Source organism: Nocardia nepalensis (genome assembly GCF_048910785.1).
GTDB lineage: Bacteria > Actinomycetota > Actinomycetes > Mycobacteriales > Mycobacteriaceae > Nocardia > Nocardia nepalensis.
In genome coordinates, this window is sequence record NZ_JBKBET010000040.1 from 479,261 (window position 1) to 501,111 (window position 21,851).

General features: G+C 66.8%; 16 protein-coding genes. 9 read left to right on the top strand and 7 right to left on the bottom strand.

Annotated elements, in window-relative coordinates; translation table 11 throughout:
* Positions 1-62: 62 nt before the first annotated feature.
* From ACHQ4I_RS39465 to ACHQ4I_RS39490, 6 genes are all read right to left on the bottom strand, one after another.
* Complete coding sequence (locus ACHQ4I_RS39465; RefSeq protein WP_420777014.1) at positions 63-6,143, bottom strand: amino acid adenylation domain-containing protein; 6,081 nt, start codon at positions 6,141-6,143, stop codon at positions 63-65.
* A gap of 14 nt (positions 6,144-6,157) precedes the next feature.
* A complete protein-coding gene (gene nbtC, locus ACHQ4I_RS39470; protein WP_420777015.1) occupies positions 6,158-9,253 on the bottom strand; it encodes a nocobactin polyketide synthase NbtC in 3,096 nt (1,031 codons plus the stop codon).
* On the bottom strand, positions 9,246-10,559 hold the full coding sequence (locus ACHQ4I_RS39475; protein ID WP_420777016.1) for a beta-ketoacyl [acyl carrier protein] synthase domain-containing protein: 1,314 nt from the start codon (positions 10,557-10,559) through the stop codon (positions 9,246-9,248). Before ACHQ4I_RS39475 ends, nbtC begins: the two co-directional genes overlap by 8 nt.
* Positions 10,556-11,311, bottom strand: coding sequence for a thioesterase II family protein (locus tag ACHQ4I_RS39480; protein WP_420777017.1), 756 nt, complete (start codon positions 11,309-11,311; stop codon positions 10,556-10,558). Before ACHQ4I_RS39480 ends, ACHQ4I_RS39475 begins: the two co-directional genes overlap by 4 nt.
* A 184-nt stretch (positions 11,312-11,495) precedes the next feature.
* On the bottom strand, positions 11,496-12,431 hold the full coding sequence (locus ACHQ4I_RS39485; RefSeq protein ID WP_420777018.1) for a methionyl-tRNA formyltransferase: 936 nt from the start codon (positions 12,429-12,431) through the stop codon (positions 11,496-11,498).
* 39 nt (positions 12,432-12,470) lie between these two features.
* Positions 12,471-13,757, bottom strand: a complete 1,287-nt coding sequence (locus ACHQ4I_RS39490; protein ID WP_420777019.1) for a SidA/IucD/PvdA family monooxygenase — start codon at positions 13,755-13,757, stop codon at positions 12,471-12,473.
* A gap of 138 nt (positions 13,758-13,895) precedes the next feature.
* Between ACHQ4I_RS39490 and ACHQ4I_RS39495 the strand changes: the two genes are divergently transcribed.
* The 3 genes from ACHQ4I_RS39495 to ACHQ4I_RS39505 all read left to right on the top strand — a co-directional run bounded on the left by ACHQ4I_RS39495 (position 13,896) and on the right by ACHQ4I_RS39505 (position 16,808).
* Positions 13,896-14,387, top strand: a complete 492-nt coding sequence (locus ACHQ4I_RS39495) for an MTB12 C-terminal domain-containing protein (RefSeq protein ID WP_420777020.1) — start codon at positions 13,896-13,898, stop codon at positions 14,385-14,387.
* 153 nt (positions 14,388-14,540) lie between these two features.
* Positions 14,541-15,242: a siderophore-interacting protein gene (locus ACHQ4I_RS39500; protein ID WP_420777021.1), complete on the top strand. Its 702-nt coding sequence runs from the start codon at positions 14,541-14,543 to the stop codon at positions 15,240-15,242.
* Between the two features lie 150 nt (positions 15,243-15,392).
* A complete protein-coding gene (locus tag ACHQ4I_RS39505) occupies positions 15,393-16,808 on the top strand; it encodes an alpha/beta hydrolase family protein (protein ID WP_420777022.1) in 1,416 nt (471 codons plus the stop codon).
* Positions 16,809-16,859: 51 nt separating this feature from the next.
* Here ACHQ4I_RS39505 and ACHQ4I_RS39510 read toward each other — a convergent pair whose 3' ends face one another.
* On the bottom strand, positions 16,860-17,846 hold the full coding sequence (locus ACHQ4I_RS39510) for a sulfotransferase family protein (RefSeq protein WP_420777023.1): 987 nt from the start codon (positions 17,844-17,846) through the stop codon (positions 16,860-16,862).
* Between the two features lie 668 nt (positions 17,847-18,514).
* On the opposite strand from ACHQ4I_RS39510, the gene ACHQ4I_RS39515 reads away from it, so the two are divergent.
* The 6 genes from ACHQ4I_RS39515 to ACHQ4I_RS39540 all read left to right on the top strand — a co-directional run bounded on the left by ACHQ4I_RS39515 (position 18,515) and on the right by ACHQ4I_RS39540 (position 21,719).
* Positions 18,515-18,673: a hypothetical protein gene (locus ACHQ4I_RS39515; protein ID WP_420777024.1), complete on the top strand. Its 159-nt coding sequence runs from the start codon at positions 18,515-18,517 to the stop codon at positions 18,671-18,673.
* Between the two features lie 87 nt (positions 18,674-18,760).
* Positions 18,761-18,955: a hypothetical protein gene (locus tag ACHQ4I_RS39520; protein ID WP_420777025.1), complete on the top strand. Its 195-nt coding sequence runs from the start codon at positions 18,761-18,763 to the stop codon at positions 18,953-18,955.
* A gap of 57 nt (positions 18,956-19,012) precedes the next feature.
* A complete protein-coding gene (locus tag ACHQ4I_RS39525; protein ID WP_420777026.1) occupies positions 19,013-19,462 on the top strand; it encodes a TIGR03667 family PPOX class F420-dependent oxidoreductase in 450 nt (149 codons plus the stop codon).
* 51 nt (positions 19,463-19,513) lie between these two features.
* On the top strand, positions 19,514-20,449 hold the full coding sequence (locus tag ACHQ4I_RS39530) for an RluA family pseudouridine synthase (protein WP_420777027.1): 936 nt from the start codon (positions 19,514-19,516) through the stop codon (positions 20,447-20,449).
* 104 nt (positions 20,450-20,553) lie between these two features.
* Positions 20,554-21,297, top strand: coding sequence for a CPBP family intramembrane glutamic endopeptidase (locus ACHQ4I_RS39535; protein ID WP_420777028.1), 744 nt, complete (start codon positions 20,554-20,556; stop codon positions 21,295-21,297).
* A 26-nt stretch (positions 21,298-21,323) separates the two neighbouring features.
* Positions 21,324-21,719 carry a VOC family protein gene (locus tag ACHQ4I_RS39540; RefSeq protein ID WP_420777029.1) on the top strand — a complete coding sequence of 132 codons (396 nt, stop codon included), beginning with the start codon at positions 21,324-21,326 and terminating at the stop codon, positions 21,717-21,719.
* Positions 21,720-21,851: the final 132 nt, after the last annotated feature.

Consider the following 21,851-nt stretch of genomic DNA (forward strand, 5'->3'; position numbering starts at 1 on the left):
CACCTTTCGGCCAACGGCCATCGCATCGCCGGTCGGGCGCGTCGCCCGGAAGAAGCCGCCCCTCATTGCGACTGCTTCCATGCCGCGCCCAATGCGGCCAGTGCGTCCGAGCTGAGGCCGGACACGCTCATCGCGGCATGCTGATGCCGGTCGGCTTCTGCTGGTTGTGCCGTATCGGGCTCGCTGTTCGCCTCGACTGCCGCACCGAATGTGTCGCCGATGGTCGTGGTCACGCCCGCGACCACCGCCTCGTCGACAGCGGCCGCGAGTTCGGCGATGGTGAGGTGTTCGAACACCAACTGCGGGGACAGCGGCAGTCCGATCTGGTTGGCGCGCGCCGACCATTGGATGGAGATCACGCTGTCGCCGCCGAGTGCGAAGAAGCCGTCGTCGGCGGTGACGTCCTCGATCTCGAGTAGCTCTTCGAGGATGGCGATCAGCTGTTGTTCGGTTTCGGTGTGCGTGGCGGAAGACGTGGTGCCCGTGGCGATTTCACCTGCGGCCGATGCACTGGCGGCGAAGGTGAGTCGTCCCGTGATATCCCAACGCGCTCGCTGCTCGGTGCGGAACAACCGGGCTCCCGGCAGGTAGGGATCGTCGATGAAGGCGTCGGCCGCCTCCTCGGCATAGCCGTCGGCAAGTCCGGCGCCACCCACATAGACATCGCCGTAAACGCCGGGCGCAACCGGCCGCAACGCTGCATCGAGCACCAACACGCGAGCACCCGGAATCGGACGCGCGCGACCGCTTCCGTCGAGCACACCACGTGCCACCGCGCCCGCGTATTCCGGGATCCGATAGTCGAAGTTGGCGACAGAACCCGCGGCGAGTGCAGGCAGCAGATCGGGAAGTGCTGCGGGCCAACCGGTTCCGATGACCTCCCAGCTGCGCACCGACGGCAGCATGGAGACTCCGGTGTGCACGAACCGCGCGAGCGTTGTGGGCTCGGCGACCACATGGGTGACCGCATGCGCCCCGATCAACTCGACCAGCGCGACCGGATCTTCGCGCTGCTGTTCGGTGGCAAGGATGAGCGTCGCGCCGTCGGCCAGCGCGGCAAGCAGCTCGACCTCGATCTCGGATCCCGACCAGGGCGCGGCGACGAGTCGCACATCCGCCGAACCCGTGGCCCGGTCGCGGGATTCGGCGCGGCGATCGGCGGCCACCGCGCGTCGATCGGCAACGGCGGCCGCGATGGCATCTCGGCCGAACACCACGGTTGGCGTGTCGGTATGCGAAAGCTCAATGGTCCCACTGGCATTCGCGACTGCGTCCAATACGGCGAGACGATGCACCAGCCCAGCCACCGACGCGCCACCGTGCACACTCTGCAAAGCATCCCGGTCGAGGTGTTGAACGACCGCAGAGACCGCTGAGCTCGAGGACCGCCCGTGCTCCAGCTGTTCGAACAGCGCACCATAGGTGAGTGTTTCCGCACCGCAGCGCACCGCCATCCGGTCGACCGGAATGCCGCGTCCGCGCCGGATGAGCTCGGCGATCCCGGGCATCCAGGAAAGCTCTACGCCCGTGGCCCATTCGCCGAGGACCCGCTGCCGCTCGGCGGCGGGCATGATGTCGAGCTCACCGATCGTGCTGTCGGGCGCGTCGGCGAAAGCGGTGAGGACGCGAAGCATGCGCTGCGCGAACAACTCTCCGGTCGCGGGCTCGTAGAGATCGGTATTGACGATCACGCTGGCCTCGAAGCCGCCGTCGGATCCCGCGAAGAAATTGATGCTCAGGTCGAGCAGGGAGATGTCGTAGTCCAATGGCAGCACCGTGAGTGCGGTCCGCGCGTCGAGTCCCTGGTCCGCGTCGTCCCAGTTCTCCTCGCGGAAGTGCATCATGGCCTGGAACAGCGGATTCCTCGCCCGCGAGCGTGCCGGGTTCAGCGCGTCCACCAGGCGTTCGATGGGGATGTCCTGGTTGCTATAGGCACCGAGCGCGACGTCGCGAGAGCGTGCCAGCACGGTCCGCAGCGTCGGATCGCCGGACAGGTCATTGCGCAGCACCACCATATTGGCCAGCAGGCCGACCAGCTCCGCGGCCGCCGGGTCGACGCGACCCGCGATCGGCGTACCGAGCGGAATATCGACGCCCGCGCCGAGTTTGTGCAGCAATGTCGCGACCGCGGCCTGATAGAGCATGAACTCGCTGGCCCCGTTCGCCTCGGCGACGGCCTTCAGCTTGCCGCGCAACGTGGCGGGCACCGCGAACGGCACCACATGCCCGTCCTTGCCGAGCACGGCGGGTCGCGGCCGGTCCGGGGCGACATTGATCTCTTCCGGCAGACCGGCGAGTGCGCCACGCCAGTAATCCACCTGCGCACCGAGCGAATCGACCACCTCGCGCTGCCACAGCGCGTAATCCGCGTACTGCACGGCCAACGGGGTCCAGTCCGGCGCGGCACCGGCCGTGCGCGCCCGGTAGGCGAGGGCCAGATCCTCCAGAATCGTCCGGAACGACCAGTGATCGGCCACTAGATGGTGAACCAACAGCGACAGGACATGGGTCTTGCTGTCCAATACGAAGATCCGCGGTCGAATCAGTGGCTCGGCATCCACCGCGAAGCAGTGCCGACCCGCCTGCGCCAGCTCGGCGCGCAACTGTTCCGGATCACTCAGCTCCATCACCGGCACATCGATCGGCCCGGCGGGCAGCACCGACTGATACGGCACACCACCGCTTTCGGGGAACACCGTGCGCAGCACCTCATGGCGTTCCACCACATCGGCGAGCGCGGCGGTCAACGCGCCCAAGTCCAGCGGTCCGTCCACCCGCACGGCGAACGGGATATTGCCGATCGCGCTCGGCCCCTCCAGCTTCCGCTGGAACCACAGCGCGAGCTGGGAGTACGACAGTGGAATGCGCTCGGGCCGTTCGCGTTTCCGCAGTGCGGGCACGGCGGCCGTGGCGCTTGCCGGCGTGGACTCGATGAGCGCGGCGAGTCCGGCGACCGTCGGGGCGTCGAACGGAGCCCGCACATCGATCTCGACGCCGAACTCGCTGCGGATCTGCACGACCAGCCGGGTGGCCAGCAGCGAATGTCCGCCGAGTTCGAAGAAGGAGTCGTCCGCGCCGATCTGCTCGCGGCCGAAGATCCGCCCGAACAGACCCGCGACCCGAATTTCGGTGGCCGTACTCGGCTGTCCGTAGCGGTGGGTCGTGGCACGTTCGGGATCGGGCAGCGCGCGCCGGTCCAGTTTGCCGTGCACGGTCAGCGGGATCTCATCGATCACGGCGAAGGCGCTGGGCACCATGTACTCCGGCAGCGTCGCCGCGGCATGCCGGCGCACCTCGTCGATATCGAGCGCCGACTCCGAAAGGCCGTTGGCCGCAACCACATACGCGGCCAGCATCGCACCGATCGCCGCATCCGCGACCGCGATGACGACGCAGTGCCCGACGCCGGGATGGGACGCGATGGCCGCCTCGACCTCGCCGAGTTCGATCCGGAACCCGCGCACCTTGACCTGCTCGTCGGCCCGGCCGACGAACTCGATCTCACCGTTGGCATTGCGCCGCGCGAGATCACCGGTCCGATACAACCGCGCACCGGGCGAGAACGGATCGGCGACGAACCGCTCCGCGGTGAGTCCGCGCCGATTCGAGTAGCCGCGCGCCAATTGCGCTCCACCCAGGTAGATCTCACCGACCACACCCGAGGGCACCAGCTGGAGCGCCTCGTCGAGCAGATACACCGTGACGTTCTGGTTGGGCACACCGATCGGCACGATCCGGGTGCCTTGCGGGCCTTCGACATTCATATGCGTCGCGCACACCACCGCCTCGGTCGGACCGTAGTGATTGCGCAGTTCCGCATCGAAGACACCGGCGAACCTATCGGCCACCTCACCGGGCAGCGCCTCACCGCCCACCGGAACATGCCGCAGCGCACGCCATTCGCTCACCTCCGGCAGCAGCAGGAAGGTGCTCAACATCGACGGCACCATATGCAGCACGGTCACCCCGCAGCGGGTGATCAGCCCGGCGACGTACGGAATATCGCGGAACGCATCTGGTTTCGGGATGACCAGGCGTGCGCCGAGGGTGAGCGTCACGAAGATGTCGAGCAGCGAGGCGTCGAAGCTCACCGAAGACGACTGCAATAGCCGGTCTTCGGCGGTCATGCTCCATTCCGCGACAAAGCCCGCGAGATGTTCGGCAATGGCGGCATGGGACACCGGGACGCCCTTGGGCTTTCCCGTGGACCCGGAGGTGTAGATGACGTAGGCGAGATGGCCGGGCAGCAATGCCCGCAGCCGATCCGCGTCGACGGGATCGGTGTCGGGGAGTTCGAGCGCCGCGGTCTCGGCGGCGTCCAACTCGACCCGGCCGAGTACCAGTCGGGGTGCGGCGTCTTCGACGAGGTAGTCGATGCGGTCGTCGGGGTAGGCGGGATCGATGGGCAGGTAGGCCGCACCGGATTTGAGCACGGCCAGCACCGCGACCACGAACTCCACCGAGTTCGACAGCCGCAACCCGACAATGTCTTCGGTACCGAGTCCCTGCCGGATCAGCCAGTGCGCCACGCGATTCGCACGACGATTCAGCTCGGCATAGGTGAGTTCGGTATCGCCGGATTCGGCCGGGGCGACGATGGCGAGCGCGTCCGGCGTTGCCGCGACCTGGTTTTCGAACTGCGCGACCATGGTGGTCGGCTCGGCCTCGACGATCGGACCGTGCGACAGTGCCAGGATCGCGTCACGATCGGCCGCGCCGAGCATATCGATATCACCGAGCCTGCGATCCGGATCGGCGAGCGCGCTGTCCAGCAGCTGCACGTAGTGGCCGAGCAGCTGCTCCACCAGAGCGCGGTCCAGATCGGCGAGCCGGTACTCGGCCTCCAGATAAGCGCCCTCGGCTTCCATGACGACGGTGAGGCCCAGCGGTACCTGCGCGACCGAGCTGCCGAGATCCAGCAACGTCGCCTCGACGCCATCGAGATCGAAGCCCTGCGCGCTCTTGCGCACGCCGAAGCCGAGCCGGACCAGCTGCTCCAATCCGTCCCGACCGCCGATGCGATCCGGATTCGCCTCGCGCACAACGCGATCGATGCCGAGCGTCTGATGCGCGAAGGCCCCGACACAGATATCGCGAACGGATTCGGTGAACTGAGCGAAGGTGTCGTCCGCGCCGATCGTGGCACGCAACAGCAGCGTATTTCCGAAGTATCCGATCAACGATTCGGCGGCCGCATCGCGGCGCACGGTCACCGGAACCGATACCAGGAAATCCGTTGCCGCGGTGTAGCGATGGATCACCGCGTCGTAGGCGGCCAGCCACACCATGAACGGGGTCGCGCCGTGCGCGCGGGCGAAGGCTTCCACACGACCGACGAGTTCCGACGGCAGCGGCACCGTACAGCGGTCGGACTGCTTGGCCGCGACGGTGCCGACGGTGGCCGGACCGGGGAGTTCCAGGGATTCCGGGAGCGGCCGAAGGGTGGTGCGCCAGTAGTCGATATCGGCTTTGTCGTCGTCGGCGGTGATATCGCCGACGACCGCGACATCGACGAATTGCGGACGATCGGTCTGCGCCGATCCGGTGCGATAGGCGTCATTGAGTTCGCCGAAGAAGACGGCCCACGAGTCGTCGTCCCAGCTGATGTGGTGCACAACCAGCAGCAGGGCGAATTCATCTGCGCCGGTGCGCACCAGGCTGATGCGCAGTGGCGACTCGGCCGCGAGATCGAATGGGCGACCGAATTCCCGGCGCGCGAGCACCTCCAGCCTGCGTGCCCGTCCGGATTCCGGCAGGTCGGTCAGATCGTGTGACTGCCAGGAGAATTCGAGCTCGGCGCGCACGATCTGGTAGGGCTCGCCGTTCTCATCGAGCCCGTAGGTGGTGCGCAGGATGTCGTGCTGGTCGACGACGGCGGCGATCGCGTCGCGTAGCCGCGTCTCGTCGAGCGCGCCGGTCAGGCGGTAGGCCACACAGATATTGAGAGCCGTGTCCTCCGGATCACGGGTCTGCAGGAACCACATGCGCCGTTGCCCGGCCGAAAGCGGTTGACGCTCTCCCGGTTTCGATCTTCGGATCGGTGCGACCTCGGGTGCCGGTGCGGTCAGGCCACTTTCGGCCAAACGCTGACGAAGCAGCGCCTTTCGGCGGTCCAGCACGCTCATGAGCTCGTTGTTCGACATCGCCAATCCCTCGCCTAGACGTTGCTGTCGGCCATCAGGCGCACGACGTCGTCCAACGACGCGCCGCCCAGAATGGCCGCCACCGGAAGATCGCGGTTCAATTCGGCCCGCACCCGCTTGCGGAAGTCCAACGCCTGCAGGGAATCCAGGCCCAGCGCCACCAGCGGCACCGAACCGTCGATGGTGTCGAGCCCGTCGGCGCCCATCACCTTGCCCAGCTCCACCCGCACCTGCTCGGACAGCGAACCGGCGGACGGCTCCGGCACGGCAGCCACGACCGGTGCGACGGCAACGGGCGCGACCGGCGGTGACGCCGAGTCCACCCGCGCAAGCACATCGGTGAGCAGCGGACCCCAGCCGACCGCGGCGATCATGTCGTTCAACTGCGACCAATCGGCGGCCATCACAATGCGATTGCCGGGCCGTCCGACCTCGGCGTGCTCGGTGAAACCAACCGCGAGCGCGTCGCGCGGGTCCATGGACTGGCCACCCGCGGCGGCAATCCGGTCCACGCCGACCGCGTGCAGCGGCCCCTCGAGGTCCCAGATGCCCCATTGCATCGCAACGGCATTCATGCCCGCCGCACGCAGGCGGGTGGCCAGCACATCGAGCATGCGGTTGACGGTGGCGTAGAGAATCTGGCCGCGACCGCCGAAGGTGGCCGCCGCAGAGGAGCAGATGACGATCCGAACGTCGGCGGCCAGCGGCAACAGCCGCAGCAGGTGGTCGGTGCCGGTGATCTTCGATGCGGCCATCTCGAACAGCTTCTCGGGGGTCACCTCGGCGAGTTCCGCGCGCACATAGTTCACCGCGGCGTGCACCAGCATGGTCGCCGGTGTGTCCACCAGCGCGGCGGCGAGGTCACGCACGCTCGATTCGTCACTGATATCGCATGCGACGACCACGACCTCGGCGGCGCCGACCTGCCGAATGACCCGCAGTCGTCCTGCGACGGCATCGTTTTCGCCGGACCGGCTGAGCAGCGTGATCCGCCGCGCGCCACGACCGGCGAAATGCTCCGCGAACTTCAGTCCCAGCGTGCCGGTGCCGCCGACGATCACCACGTGCTCGAGCTCCGCGTCATCCGGGGCCCCCGCGGACGGCGCGGTCTCGACCTCGAGCCGCTTGGCGTACAGCCCGCCCGCGCGCAGTGCGAGCTGCGGTTCGCCCTTGGCATGCAGTGCGCGCACGATCTTGGCGGCCTGCGTCGCGTCCGCATCGGCGACACCCAGGTCCAGATGCCGGAAGGCGGTGCCGATATTTTCCAGACCGATGCACCGGAATCCGGCGGAGACCGCGCCGTGGAACAGATGCGGCGCCGGATCGTCGGCGACCGCGGATTCGCCGCCGACGGTCACCAGCCAGCAGTCGGTGATCGTGGCGTCGAGCGCGGGCAGCCAGCGCGCGTCATAGAACCGCGCCAGCTCCTCGACCGCGCCGGGCCCGTCCAGGTCCGGCAACCGCGGCAGCAGCACCACGACCGAGTCGTAATCTGCGGTGTCGGCGGGCCGGTCGGGATCGTAAACGGTCGCATCGCCGCCGTGGTTGTGGGCCGCGGTGCACAGTGCCGCGGCGAGTTCGGCGCACTGCCCGGTGTGATCGACGACGAGCATCGTGCGCGGCGACACCAGCGAGCGACGCTCGAGCCGCACCCAGCGCTCCGCCAGCCGGGTCGCGGAATGACCGGGGCCGACGGGTTCGGGTGTCGTCGTCGTCCGATATGCGGCCCACAGCCGCTGCGGATTCAGCACCGTGTTGGGGAAGTCGCGTAGCGGCAAACGCGCTGTGTCCAAGGAGGATTCGACCCGCAGTGCGTCCCAGCGATAGTTCAGGTCGTGCACCGCGACGGTCGCCAGATTGCGCGTGAACTCCCCCAGCCCCGTCGCGCTGCGCAGTGAGGTGCCGATTACCCGGAACTCGCGCTGCGGCGAGGCCGGATCCCGCGGCACCGCGCTGAGGTTTTCCTGAATGGCCAACTGCAGCATGGGATGTTCCGACATTTCGACGAAGGTGTCGACGTCGGCGGTGGCCGCCGTGATCGCTCGATCGAACCGTACGCGGTTGCGCAGGTTCCAGTACCAGTACTGGTCGTGCCGCAGGTCCGGCGTAATGGCGGTACCGAGTGTCGCTCCGTAGCACGGGATTTCGGTCGCGCTGAAGTGCGAACCGCTCATGTCGTCGCCGAGCACCGTCTCCAGGTTCGTCCGGTACTCGCTGACCACCGAGGTATGCGCCGGATACGCGACGCGGATCTCCTTGGCGAACTGACCGCGCGCCGTCGCGGTCGCCACCATATCGACGATGGTCTCGCGGTCACCCGAAATGGCCAGGATGTGCGCCGAATTGACCACCGACAACTCGGCCCAGCCGGAATGCCTGGCCAGCAGCGCCTCACACTGATCGCGGTCCATGCCGAGCACCGCCATCGAATAGCCACGCGGTGACATCTGATCGACGAGCAGCGCCCGATGCGTCACCGCGAGAACCGAATCGCGCAGTGTCATGACCCGCGAGACCGCGCCGGCCGCCAACTCGCCCTGGCTGTGTCCGATCGTCGCGGCGGGCTCGACACCCGCCGCGCGCCACATCGCGGCCAGCGCGTACATCTGGAACAGCAACGCGGGCTGCACCACTCGCACGGCGTCCGCGAACTGCCCCTCGTTGCCGAGGAGGTAGTGCAGGGGTTCGCGGTGGCCGAACCGGTCGGCGAAGATCGCGGCGCATTCGTCGACCGCGGCGCGGAACGCGGGCGAGATGTCGTAGTAGAGCCTGCCCATCCCGGGGCGCTGACTGCCCTGGCCGGGGAAGACGAAGCCGATGCGTCGAGCCGTGGCCACCGCGTCGGTGCAGACGACCGCCGGATGTTCGGCGTCGGCGATGATCGAGCGCAGCGCGCCGCGTAGTTCGTCACCCGTTGCGACCATGGCCAGCGCTCGGCGACGCCGCGCGGTCCTGGTGCGAAACAGCATGTCCGCCACGCGATCCGGGCCGACGCCGGGATGCCGTTCCAGATACGCGAGGATCGCCGCAGCCTCACCGCGCAGTCCATCGGCCGTATCGGAGGACAGCAGGACCGGGACGGTTCCGTCCGGCAGTCGGTAATCAGGCATCGATATCCTCCAGCACGGGCATGGCCAAGATCGCGTGCGCATTGGTGCCCGCGACGCCGAACGAGGAGACGGCGCCATAGCGGATGCCGTCGATCGGGTCCCAGGGTTCGAGTTTCGTGGCCAACCGCAGGCTGGTGGCGTCCCAATCCACCTCGGTGGTCGGATTGTCCGCGTAGCGGCTCGGGGCGATCCGACCGTTCGCACCGCTCAGCAGCACCTTGATCAAGCCGAGCATCCCCGAGGCCGCCTGTGCGTGCCCCATATTCGATTTCACCGAGCCGAGTCGTGGGCTCGCGGCGCGATCGGTGCCGCCGTATACCTCGGCCAAGGCAGTCAGTTCGAGTGGGTCGCCCACCGGAGTGCCGGTTCCGTGGCCCTCGATCAGACCGACGTCATCCGGTCGAATTCCGGCCGCGGCCAACGTCTTCTCGATCAGGCGCCGCTGCGCCGATGCGCTGGGCACCGCGATGGGTGCGCCCTTGCCGTTGTGATTGATCCGGGTCGCCAGCACGCGGCCGTAGATCCGGTGGCCGAGTTCGCGTGCGCGCGATTCGTGTTCGACGACCACCACACCGGCGCCCTCACCCCACACCGTGCCGGTCGCATCGGCGGCATAGCAGCGGCAGTGGCCGTCCAGGGCCAGCGCATTGTTCTTGGAGAACTCGAAAAACCCTGCGGGCGAGCCCATTACGCACACCCCACCGGCCAACGCCCAATCGCACTCACCGGCCCGCACGGCATTGGCGGCCAGGTGCACCGCGGTCAGCGACGAGGCGCACGCGGTGTCGACGGTCAGCGATGGCCCGATCAGGCCGAGGCCGTGCGAGATCCGGCCCGCCACCGCGCCGAGGGCCGACCCGGTCACCCGGTATCCGCTGTATTCGGTGACCGCGCCGCCCCGCGGACCGTATTCGTTGATCGATGCGCCCATGAAGCATCCGACCTCGGCGCCGTCCAGCGCGCCCGGATTGATGCCCGCGTTCTCCAGCGCCCGCCAGGCCACCCGCAGCGCGACCCGCTGCTGCGGATCCATGGACACCGCCTCGCGCGGGGTGATGCCGAAGAACATCGGATCGAATTCCGTTGCCTCCGTGAGGAAGCCACCGGCGTCGGCGACCCGGCTCCAGCCTTCGGTCCGATGCAGCGAAAGCAGCTCATCGATCGGCCATTCCCGATCGCGCGGGAACGGCCCGATGAGTTCGCGCGATTCGGCCAGCGCGGACCAGAATTCCGGCAGCGTGTCGATGCCGCCCGGCGCCTCGACGGCCATGCCGGAGATGACGATCGGATCCATATCCGGGCTCATCCGACCCGATCCAGTTCCGGTGCGAGCAATTCCGCGATACCGGCGGCATTGTCGTTCAGGTAGAAGTGACCGCCGTCGAAGACGGTGACATCGATCTCCTGCGCACTGTGGTCGGACCAGCCATACAGCTCACGCGGGGTGATGAAGTGATCCTCGGCGCCGCCGAGCACGTGAATCTTCGCCCGCACCTGGACATCCACCGGACAGGTGTAGGCATCGAAGGCCCGGTAGTCGGCCTTCACCACCGGCAGCGCCATCCGCATGACCTCGCGACTGCCGAGCACATCGGCGCCGGTGCCATCCAGCGCGCCGAGGTGGTCGAGGATCTGCTCGTCCTCGGTCGGATGCGGCGGCAGATCGACGGCCCGTCCCGGCGAGACCGCGGCGGACGGGGCGAGCAGCCGCACCTCGAGTCCGGCCGCCTCGGCATTGCGAACGAACTCGAATGCCACCATCGCGCCCATGCTGTGGCCGAAGACGGTGAGCGGCAGACCGCGATTGTGTTCCGAGGCACGGAATTCCGCGAACGCCCCGGCGGCGAGTTCGGGCAAAGTCGCCATTGCCGCCTCGCGGGCGCGGTCCTGACGACCCGGGTACTGGAAGATCAGCACATCGAATTGCTCGCTGAGCACCTTCGAGAAGGCCCGATAGGTGGAGGCGCCGCTCCCCGCGTGCGGGCAGATCAACAACGGTGGGCAATCGACGGAACGGGGCCGGTGGAATTGCCGGATCCATCCGAGATTTGCTGGCATTTCTTGACTCCTGCGCTTCCGCCGGGCGCTGTCCGGCGCGATGGTCGCGCCGGGCCGCGTCATGGATCGACGGCGTACAACACCCCCCGCTCGCTGCACTGATCTGATTTCTGAACGGTCGCCCGATATTAGCGTAGGCTACCCTAACACGTCCACCGGCTCGGTCGGGCTCCCCCATGTGACCTCACTGATCGGTGAGATAGCCACCGCGCCTGAAGAATTCGGCGGCCGCCCGCTCGACGCCGTCCGCGGTACGGATCCGCGTGATCACCAGCCCGCGATTGCGCCCCCGACGCGCCTCCGGACCACACACCACCGCGCCACCACCCTCCTGCACGATCACCCGGCCGGGCGTGCCGCCGTAGCGCGCCTCCGAGACCACCGCCTCGAGCACTTCGACCCGCTCGCCTCGGTAATAGGTGAACGCGCGCGGATACGGCTCGGACAGCGCGCGCACGAAACGCTCGAGATCCAGCGCGGACCAGGTCCAGTCGATCCGACTGTCCCGCTCGGAGCGCTTGTGGAAGTAGGTCCGCTCGGATTTGCGTTGCGGTTTCCATTGCGCGGTACCGGATTCGAGGGCGTCCAGCGCCTCCCGCAGTGCGTCGGGGATGAGTTCCATGCCGCGCAGCACCAGTTCGGTGCCGGTGTCGGTGGGGCCGATGGGCAGTGTGCGCTGCACCAGGATGTCGCCGGTGTCCAGCCCCTCGTCCATGCGGTGCACGGTCAGACCGGTCTCGGACTCGCCGCTGATCAGCGCCCACAGCACCGGCGAGAATCCGGTGAACTTGGGCAGCAGCGAATCGTGCAGATTCAAGGTGCCGTGCGGGGGCAGGTTGTAGAGCTCCGCGGGCATCCAGGTGTACCAGCTGTTGACCACGATGACGTCCGGCTCGGCCCGCTTCACCAGGTCGATGGTCTCGGCGTCGGCGCGTTCGGTCAGATGGACCGCAATGCCGTGCTCGCGAGCCAGTTCCTCGACCGAATCCGACCAGATCCCCTTGTAGGAGTCCGCGCTGGCCGGATGTGTGACCGCGAGCACGACCTCGTGCTCCGAGTCGATCAGGGCCTGCAGGGTTCTGCGGCCCCAGGTCTGGAAGCCGAACGAGACGATGCGCATGAAAACCTCACCTAGCTGAATTAAGGGATATGGGGCCGCTCAGCCCAGTCGAGCGGCCGCAGCCCGCCGCGCACCGACGACCTGCCGCGCCGCAGCGGTACGCAATACCCGGTCCGAAAGTTCGCCCAGGCAGCTGAGATTCGGAAACCCGGGTCCCTGCGCGATGGCCGCCATATTCGGCAGATACAGCTTCGTGTCCAGTCCGGAGACCGCCAGGTCGTAGCCGATCGATGCCTCCAGCCTGGCCTGGGTCAGCGGTCCGCCGACGGCGAGTTCGAGCAGGTCGGCGGCGTTGGAATCGAAGAGTTCCAGGAACCACAGCGGCTGTCCGCCGGTGGCGTCGACCACCAGGTCGAAGGCGTGCACCTGATCCGGGCGGCGCTCGTTGCGCAGCGTCACCGCCACGCCGTCGCCCTGTTCGGCGACCCGGACGACTCGGCCCTGCAGGTGATGCACGCGGCTATCGCCGATGACGCTCTCCTGCACGCGAACCGAGAAGACGCCGCGGTCGGTGCGGCGGATGACATCGCGGCGCTCGTCCATGCTCAGCGCATTCCACTTGGTCGGATCGCTGAAAAGCGCGTTCTCGAAATAGCTTTCGCCGCGGGTGTAGATGGTGGCCTTGGGCGTGATCACCGAGATGGTCAGCATGTCGTGGCGGACCAGCTCGTCCAGGGCCGAGCCCGCCGTCTCGCCGCCGCCGATCACCGCGACCCGCGAGGAGACCGGCAGCGCGCGTTTGCCCGCCAGATCCCAGAATTCGGCGATGCTGAGCACCCGGGGATGTTCGGCCAGCGCCCGGCGGCTGTGGCCCGGACCGGTGATCATCAGTGCGTCCGTGTCGATTTGGCTGGTGACTCCGTCGGCGCCGGTCACCGAAACGAGCCAGCCGTCGGCCGCCGCGGCGACCGAATCCACTGTCCCGAGCACCAATTCGAGATCGATCGCGCGAGCCACCCACTGCAGATATTTCGCCCAGACGTGGTGGTGCGGACTGGGGCGGCCGCGGTCGATCCACTCGGCGTAGGTGCCGTGCTGGACCAGGAACGAGGTCCAGCTGTAGGCCATCATCGCCTCGTCGATCGCGCGGTTGTGCCCGCGCGCCCAGGTCGAGTGGTACGGGAAGCCGATGTCCTTCTCCGGACTGGTGCCCAGCCGGTGCTGCCCGTCGGTCCAGCCGCCGCTCGGTAGCCAATTGCCGCCGACCGCATGCGCCTCGACGACGATCACGCGCGGGGCCGCCAGCCCCAATTTCCGCAGGACATGCGCCTTTGCCGCCACCGCAAGGGCTTTCGGCCCGGCTCCGAGCACCAACAGTGTGTCCACGGTTCTCCTGCGTTCGATCTCGGTAACCAGGGTCACCTAACTTTCCGTTATCAGCTTTGCATAGGCTTACCTTATATTGCACTGTAGTGCCAGTCCCCGACCCGGGCGCACTCCAGCACACGAACGATTGGATGAAGGATGCTCAGCACCAGAAATAGGCCGGTGACGCGCCTGGCCACCGCGGCGTTCGCGGTTACCGCAGCCGCCATGATCGGCGCCTTCGGTACCGTCGCCGCGGTCACCCCGGCCACCGCGGCGCCGATCGGCGCGCCGATGCGGACCGCCACCCCCGGCGTCGGCGAGCTGAAGGCCAAGCTGCAACTGGTGCTGAACACCGGCGCCTCGCGCTCGGTCCGCGCCGCCGAACTCGAAGCGGGCGAGGCCGGACTCGGCCTGGTCGATCAGGTCGGCACCGTCATGGCCGCCGCCCCGTCCAGCTTCCGCTGGGACATCCTCGGCCCGGTCAACGTATCCGGCGATCTGCTCACCGCCCAGCTCACCACGTCCATCGACGGCTGGGACCCCTGGTACTTCGACCTGTCCTGGAAGCAGATCGACGGCATCTGGAAGCTGACCCGCGAGGCCGAATGCACCATCGCGGGCGTCGCCATGGTTCCCTGCAACGTGTAGTCGCCACCGGCGAGTCGGCCCCGAGACAGTCGAATGCCTCGGGGCCACACGCCTATTGCGGGTTGAAATCCCGAATCTCCCTGTGCGTAGCCATATCCGTTGGCCCGCAGGTCCCAGGCGACATCGAAGTATGTTTAGGCTAACCTTAGTCACATGGGAAGAGGCTTCGAAGGGTTGATGCTGAAGGCGTGGCGCGCCGAGGATTACCGGCTCACGGTGACCTCGACCGAGTACATCAGCGACAAGTACATGCGGCTCGGGTTCACGGCGGGTGGACTGCTCGCCGATCATCCGGTGCATCCCACGCAGTGGGTGCGCCTGTGGATTCCGAACGGTGAGCGCGAGCATCAGCGTGGATACACGCTGGTCGATCCGGATCCGGCCGCGGATAAGTTCTCGATCGAATTCGCGGTCCACCACGGTCCCGCATCGATGTGGGCGCAGCGGGCGGCCGTCGGCGACCAGATCGACGTCTCGGTGCTCGGCTCGGATTTCCAACTGCCCGATCCGCTGCCCAGCGAGTTCGTCATCTTCGGGGACACCGCTTCGCTCCCGGCCATCAACTCCCTGCTCGACGCCATCGGCGACGTTCCGGCCCGAGTCTGGCTGGAATGGCAGTACGAATCCGACACCGGACTGCCGGTCCGCAATAAGCCACACCACCAGGTGAATTGGGTCCAGCGGATCGACAATGGTCGGCTGCTGCGCGAGCAGGCGCACGAAATGCGGTGCCCGAAAGACGCTTACGCCTGGGTCGCCTGCGACGGCCACACCACCCGTTCGATCGTCAAGTCACTCAAGACCACCCACGGCCTCCCGAAAACCTCGATCAAGTCCCGCGCGTACTGGAAGTAGCCGGATCATCCTTCGGGATGACCCGGTCGCTACCTTCTGTCGACGTGTCCGCACCATCCGATGCGCGATGCTCGAATTCGAGTCGCCACCGGACCGCCATGGGTCCGGTGACACGGAAGCGAGCGGGCATTGTCGATCATCGATGGAGTAGTGTCCGCCGCCGCCATCCTTTTCGCGATGGCCGCGGCGGTATTTCCCAGGCGCGTCTACTACGCGATGCCGGTTGTCTTGCCACTGCTGGTCATCGGCTGCCTGATCCAACTCCTCTTGGAGAGCTTCTACTGGCAGATGGTGCCGAGCTATCTGGCCATCGTCGCCGCGACGGTTCTTGTCTTCAGCCGATCGCGTCGGACCGCACCGGCACCGCGCGAACACGCGCCCACCGAGCAGCCGCCGAACAAGCGCCGGATCCTCGCCTTCATCGCACCCGCGGCCGTCGGTCTGCTCGCCGTGATCGCCATCGTGCCGTGGAGCATTCTCCCTGTCCCCACCCTGCCCGAGCCCTCCGGCCGATACCGCGTGGGCTCGCAGATCTTTCGCTGGATCGATCAGCAAAGGCCAGAGACGGCAACCGATTCCACCACAGATCGCCGCAATGTCGTTGTGCAGGCGTGGTATCCGACGGAGGTCGCATCCGGCCGACAGTATGTCTACCTCGCCGGACTCGATCGACTGCCCGGTCGGGTAGCTCGGATTCCCGGTTTCGTCATGAGCAACTACGCGAGCATCGACACCCACGCGTACGCCGATGTGCCGATCAGCGCGGAACGCGCGCGCTGGCCGGTGGTGCTCTTCTCGCCCGGATACGGCGCGCCCCGGGCGTTCTACACCGGTCTCGTCAGCGATCTGGCCAGCCGCGGCTTCGTCGTGCTCGCCATCGATCATCCCTATGAGGCGGCGGTCACCGAACTCGCGGATGGCACAATCGCGACGCAGGTCGAGAACTTCCCGGACAACGATGCGGACGGCGAGCGGTACATGATCGACCAACTCGAAGTGCGCAGGGGTGACCTGAGTTTCGTGATCGATCAACTGGACCGCCCCGAGGCCGTCGGCAGCCTCGCGGACCGCTTGGATACCGATCACATCGCGGCGATCGGACATTCGTTCGGCGGCGCGAGTGCCATAGCCGCGGCGGCCGACGATCCCCGGATCAAGGCCGCTGCCAATATCGACGGCACCCTCTACGGCGATATACCCGGCCGCGCGCTGCAACGGCCCTTCCTGCTGCTGGAGAGCGATCATGCGGAGACCGGTCATTCCGGCCGATACCTGGACCGAAACCGCGATCTCATCCAACACCTGCGGGCAGTCGGATTCCGCTATGAGATCGCCGAGGCCAATCACTTCGGTTTCACCGACGTGCCGCTATTCCTAGCCGCGCCCGCCCGATTCGCCCTAGCGCAGTTCATCGGCGGCGAACGCGGACCGGTTGATACCCAGCACACGGCCAACGACATCCTCGCGGAATTCCTGCGGGAACCGCTCGGCGGACCGCGCGGGGACGTTCCGGCCGCCGCGGCACGCCACGCGAATGTCCGCGGCGGGCCGGTCGGAATCACTTAGGCGGGAGCCGGTTCCAGCCACCACCCCGTCGCGCGCGGGCGCTCATCTTCGCTAGCGGTCGTTCCAGCCCAGATCGCGATCGATCACTTCGAACAGCTTCTCGTTCCACGGGCGATAGAACTCGCGCAGCCGGGCCACCGATGCGTCGTCGGGGTCCGGGAATTCGAGCGGATTGCGGTTCAACACGTGGTGGCGGACCGGCTCGATGGCGGGCAGCCCGAGGAATTCGTGGATGCCGCGCACCGTCTTCGAGATATCGGCGAAGAAGTCCTCGGCGGTGATGATGTAGACGTTGTCCTTGCCGAACGCGTCGAGCCAGCGGGATACCGCATTGACGTAGACACCGGTGCCGAGGACCGGCATGGAGGGCAGCGTGGTCGGCGGCGGCGGGGCCGGAAACATGTCCAGCGCGTATCCGATGTAGTCGGCGTAGGTCTTGCCGTACGGCATGGCGCGCAGGCCGTCCTTGCTGCTCAGGAACAGATCCCATTTGTAATGCGAGTAGGCGCGATCCACCGGATCGCGCAGCATCATGACGATCTTGGCGTCCGGACGGGCCGCACTGTAGTTGTCGATCAACGGAAGGTCGTGCAGCAGTGGGTCGAAATAGCCCGCCAGCGCCCGGCCGGTACATCGCATCACCTCGGCCTTCTCCTGTTCGGTCGGGAAGTACGGCCCCCAGAACTGCGGATAGCCGTGGCCGATCTCCTTGGTGAGCGGGGCCAGGATGCTCGGATGCTGCATGAGATAGCTGGCGAGGTCGGTCGTTCCGCTCTTCAACGCGCCGACGCAGGCGAAATCCGGCGAGACTCGGGGCCCGCCGAAGCGCCGCAACCACAGCCGAACCGGTGGCACTCTGCCGAAATAATGCGGAAGCGTCAGATAGCGCATTCCCAGCTGCATACTGCGCAGCGGATGCCCGAGGTAACTCTCCCGGTTGTAGCGGTGCAGTTGCCATTCTTCGAATACTTCGAAACCCTTCGTGTACTTGTCGGCGGCGTACTCTTGCGCACTCGACGGCGTCACCCCTGCTGACATCGGAAGTTCCCCTCGCATTATTTGATCATCGCCGCACCTCATGCGACGGTCTTCGATCCGAACCAACCGTTGGGAATGGTTCGACTGCTCTGGACACGCAAAATGAGGAAACACACGTTGTTACCTCCCGTCCCGATCCCGCTGCCCTTCGGAATCGAATTCGGACCACCGTAGCGCCGAGTTCACCTCGGCGACACCGGAATCCGTGTGCATCGTCGCACCGAATCGGATCCGAACAAGACGATGCATCCGATATGTGCAACTTCACAAGCCCCGTTATCCGGGGGGTGCAGTTCCACGACAACGCACCAGTGCTCGTCGCCGGCGGCCACGGCACCGTCGGCACCGAGTTGTCCCGCCTCGCGGCCGCGCACCGGCTCCTGCTGCTAACCGGACGAAATCCTGTGCGGGGCAGTACTCTTGCCGAAGAACTCGGTACGAGGGTCACACCGTGAGACCTCACCAACGCCGCCGACTTCCACGCCGAGGCGCGCAGTGGTGAGCACGGTCAACGATCCCGACGACCGCGTGTTGCGAGCCGCGGTGCGCGCGGGCGTCCCACACGTCGACATCACTCGTTGGACAACCCGCCCAACTCGGGCCACCGTGCCCCCCGCGACGCCGCACCCGTATTGCTGTCGTCCGGTCGACCGGGCGGTGTCACCGGGATGGTGAACGCGGCGCTCACCGAAAAGGTCGGCGGGGCAACCGAAGTCGATATCGCGATTCATTATCCGCTCGCCCTGCCGACCACCGCGCGACTAATCGACCGACCGGCTCGGACTCGCGTGTTTCATGCGTTCGACGTGCCGAGGAAGGTTGCGTGAACGACAGGTCATACCTGCACCTTTCGCGCCCGGACGTCGCTAGCTTCACCAGCTACACAGATTGCGACTGCGCTTGGAGTTGTGAAAATGTTTGTGACGACGATTATTTCGAGTATCGGTGATTGCCGCCGCGATCCGGGCGACTTGACCAAGGAGCAAGCACACCGCGCGATGCAGGTGCACCTGCATTGCGGTGTCGACATCTGCAAGGTCCGCCGCCGCGCCAGACAGACGCTGGTCGAGTCCCGTCGGATGGTCCTGGACGAACGCGCCGAGCCGTAGGTGGCGCAACCGTGCCGCGCCGGAATCGACTCCGTGATTCCGGCGTTGTGCACAATCATGACAACCGAATCCGATCGCTCCGCCACGCCCGTCGTCGACACCGGCACCGCGTTCGGCGCCAAGGTCGCCGCCCGGCTGGAACAGGAGAACATCATCTGGCTGACCACCGTCGGCCCCAGTGGGACACCGCAGCCGAATCCGGTGTGGTTCCAGTGGCGTGACGGTGAATTCCTGATCTTCAGTCAGGCCGATAAATCCAAACTGCGCAATATCGCCCGCAACCCGCGGGTGTCGCTGCATCTCAATAGCACCGCGTTCGGCGCAGATGTGGTTATTCTGACCGGCACCGCCCGGATCGACGAATCCGGCCCCACCAAGACCGAAATCGCCGCGTTTACCGAGAAATACACCAAGGGACTCGCCTCCATTTCGATGACCGAGGAACAGTTCCACGCCGAATACTCGGTCACTGTGCGGATCACCCCGGATCGGCTGCGCGGATTCTGAGCCCGACCCGGCCGTGAGCTGGGGATTTATCGGCGACTAAGGTCAATGGCGATGAGAAGGAGGCAGCAGCCGCCGTTGCCCAAGCGGCACGGCCTGGACCCGGCCCGGCTCCGCCTGCCGGAGCAGGGCGATTGGGCGACCATTCGCGACCATCTCGTGGAGCGGCTGCCGCGAGTACCGGCCGCGCGGATCGATGAGCTACTACACGAGGGCGGGATCGTCGATCTGGCCGGTCCGATCGCTCCGGACGCGCCATATGTGCCGGGCGGCGCCGTCTGGTTCCATCGCGATCTGCCCGACGAAACCGTGGTGCCGTTCGATATCCCCGTCGTCTATCGCGACGACGATCTGCTCGTGGTGGACAAGCCGCACTTCCTGGCGACGATTCCGCGCGGCCAGCACATTCTGCAGACCGCCCTGGTCCGGCTGCGGCGCGAACTCGACCTACCCGACCTCATTCCAGCGCACCGGCTCGATCGCGTCACCGCGGGGCTGGTGTTGTTCGTGATCAATCCGGCCCGGCGCGGGGCCTATCAGACGATGTTCCACAAGCGCACGGTGCGCAAGGAGTACGAGGCGATCGCGCCATTCGACCCCGATCTGGTGCTGCCGTGCACGGTGCGCAGCCGGATCATCAAGGAAAAGCAGGTGCTCGCCGCGCAAGAGGTCGATGGCGAGCCCAATGCGCAGACCTGGATCGAGCTGGTCGAGCAGCGCGGCGGACTCGGCCGCTACCGGCTGCGGCCGCTGACGGGGCGCACCCATCAACTGCGGCTGCATATGAACGGACTCGGCATTCCGATCCTCGGCGACGACTTCTATCCGGTGCTCACCGACAAACCTGTGCACGATTTCACTCGGCCACTGCAACTGCTTGCTTCGTCACTCGAATTCACCGATCCGATCAGCGGCGTGCCCCGCCGGTTCGACAGCGCGCGGACGCTGCAGGCCTGGGCGGATCCGGACGGCTGGCGGGGTCGGCATTAACGCCGACAGTGCCGAACGCGAAAACGGATACGACCATGATGATGACGCAGATCCGCCGACCCAACCCCCCTGCGCCGGTTGCGCGCGTCCGTACACTGGGCCAGGTGCTTCAACAGGACCTCGATGAAGCGGCGCCGCCCCGCCACAAATTGCATGCCTATCTCGACGTGGCCGTTGTGGTGGTCGTCCTGGCCGGCACCAATCTGATCGCGCACTTCACCACCGCGTGGGCGAGCATCCTGACCGTTCCGATCGCCGCCGTCGTACTGATCGCGCTGATGCGCCGGCGCGGACTCGGCTGGTCCGAACTCGGACTCTCCCCGCGGCACTGGCGCCGCGGCACGCTCTACGCGCTCGGCGCGGTCGGCCTGGTGCTCGCGGTGGTCGCGATCGGTGCGCTCCTGCCGATCACCCGGCCGTTCTTCCTGGCCGACCGCTACGCCACCATCTCCGGCGCACTCATCGCATCGATGATCGTGATCCCGCTGCAGACCGCGATCCCCGAGGAACTGGCCTTCCGCGGCGTCCTGCACGGCACCCTCGACCGCGTCTACGGCGTGCGCGGCGTCTTCGCCGCGGGCTCGCTGCTCTTCGGCCTCTGGCACATCGCCTCATCACTGGGCCTGACCGCCAGCAACCGCGGCCTCAGCGGTTTCGTCGGCGGCGGCGCCGCGGCCCAGATCATCGGCATCCTCCTCGCCGTGGCCGCCACCGCCGCCGCAGGCGTCGTCTTCACCTGGCTGCGCCGCCGCAGCGGCAGCCTCCTGGCCCCCATCGCCCTGCACTGGTCCGTCAACGGCGCAGGCGCCCTGGCCGCAGCCATCGTCTGGCACACAACCCTGGCCTGACCCCGAATCGAGCGTAAATTCCGAGCATGCCCCTCGGACACCTCGGCATCAATGTCACCGACCTCGCTGCCGCCCAGGCCTATTACGACGAGCTGATGCCCCTGCTCGACTACGCGCCGCTGCTCAGCGCTGCCGACCAATTCGCCTACTGGCCCGCCAACAACAAGCCCGGCACGTACATCTTCTTCTACCCCGCCGATTCCCCGGGCTACTCACGCACCGCTCCCGGTCTCCAACACCTCGCCTTCATGGTCAGCACCCGCGCCGCCGTCGACCGCGCACACGCATGGGCCACTACTCGAGGCGACGAAATCATCCACGCCCCGCAAGAATTCCCCCAGTACCCCCCGCCGTACTACGCCACCTTCTGGACCGGCCCCGACGGCGTCATGCTCGAGGCCGTCTGTCACAAGAATGCCTGAGCCACTACGACTATGACGCGTCCCGTTCGCGCATTTGTTCGACTTTTCGGGCGGCGAGCATTGACCTCGGGTGGGTAGCGGTTTAGTCTCGGTGCGATCACACATATGTTCGAGCAACAGGTCTTCGTCGAT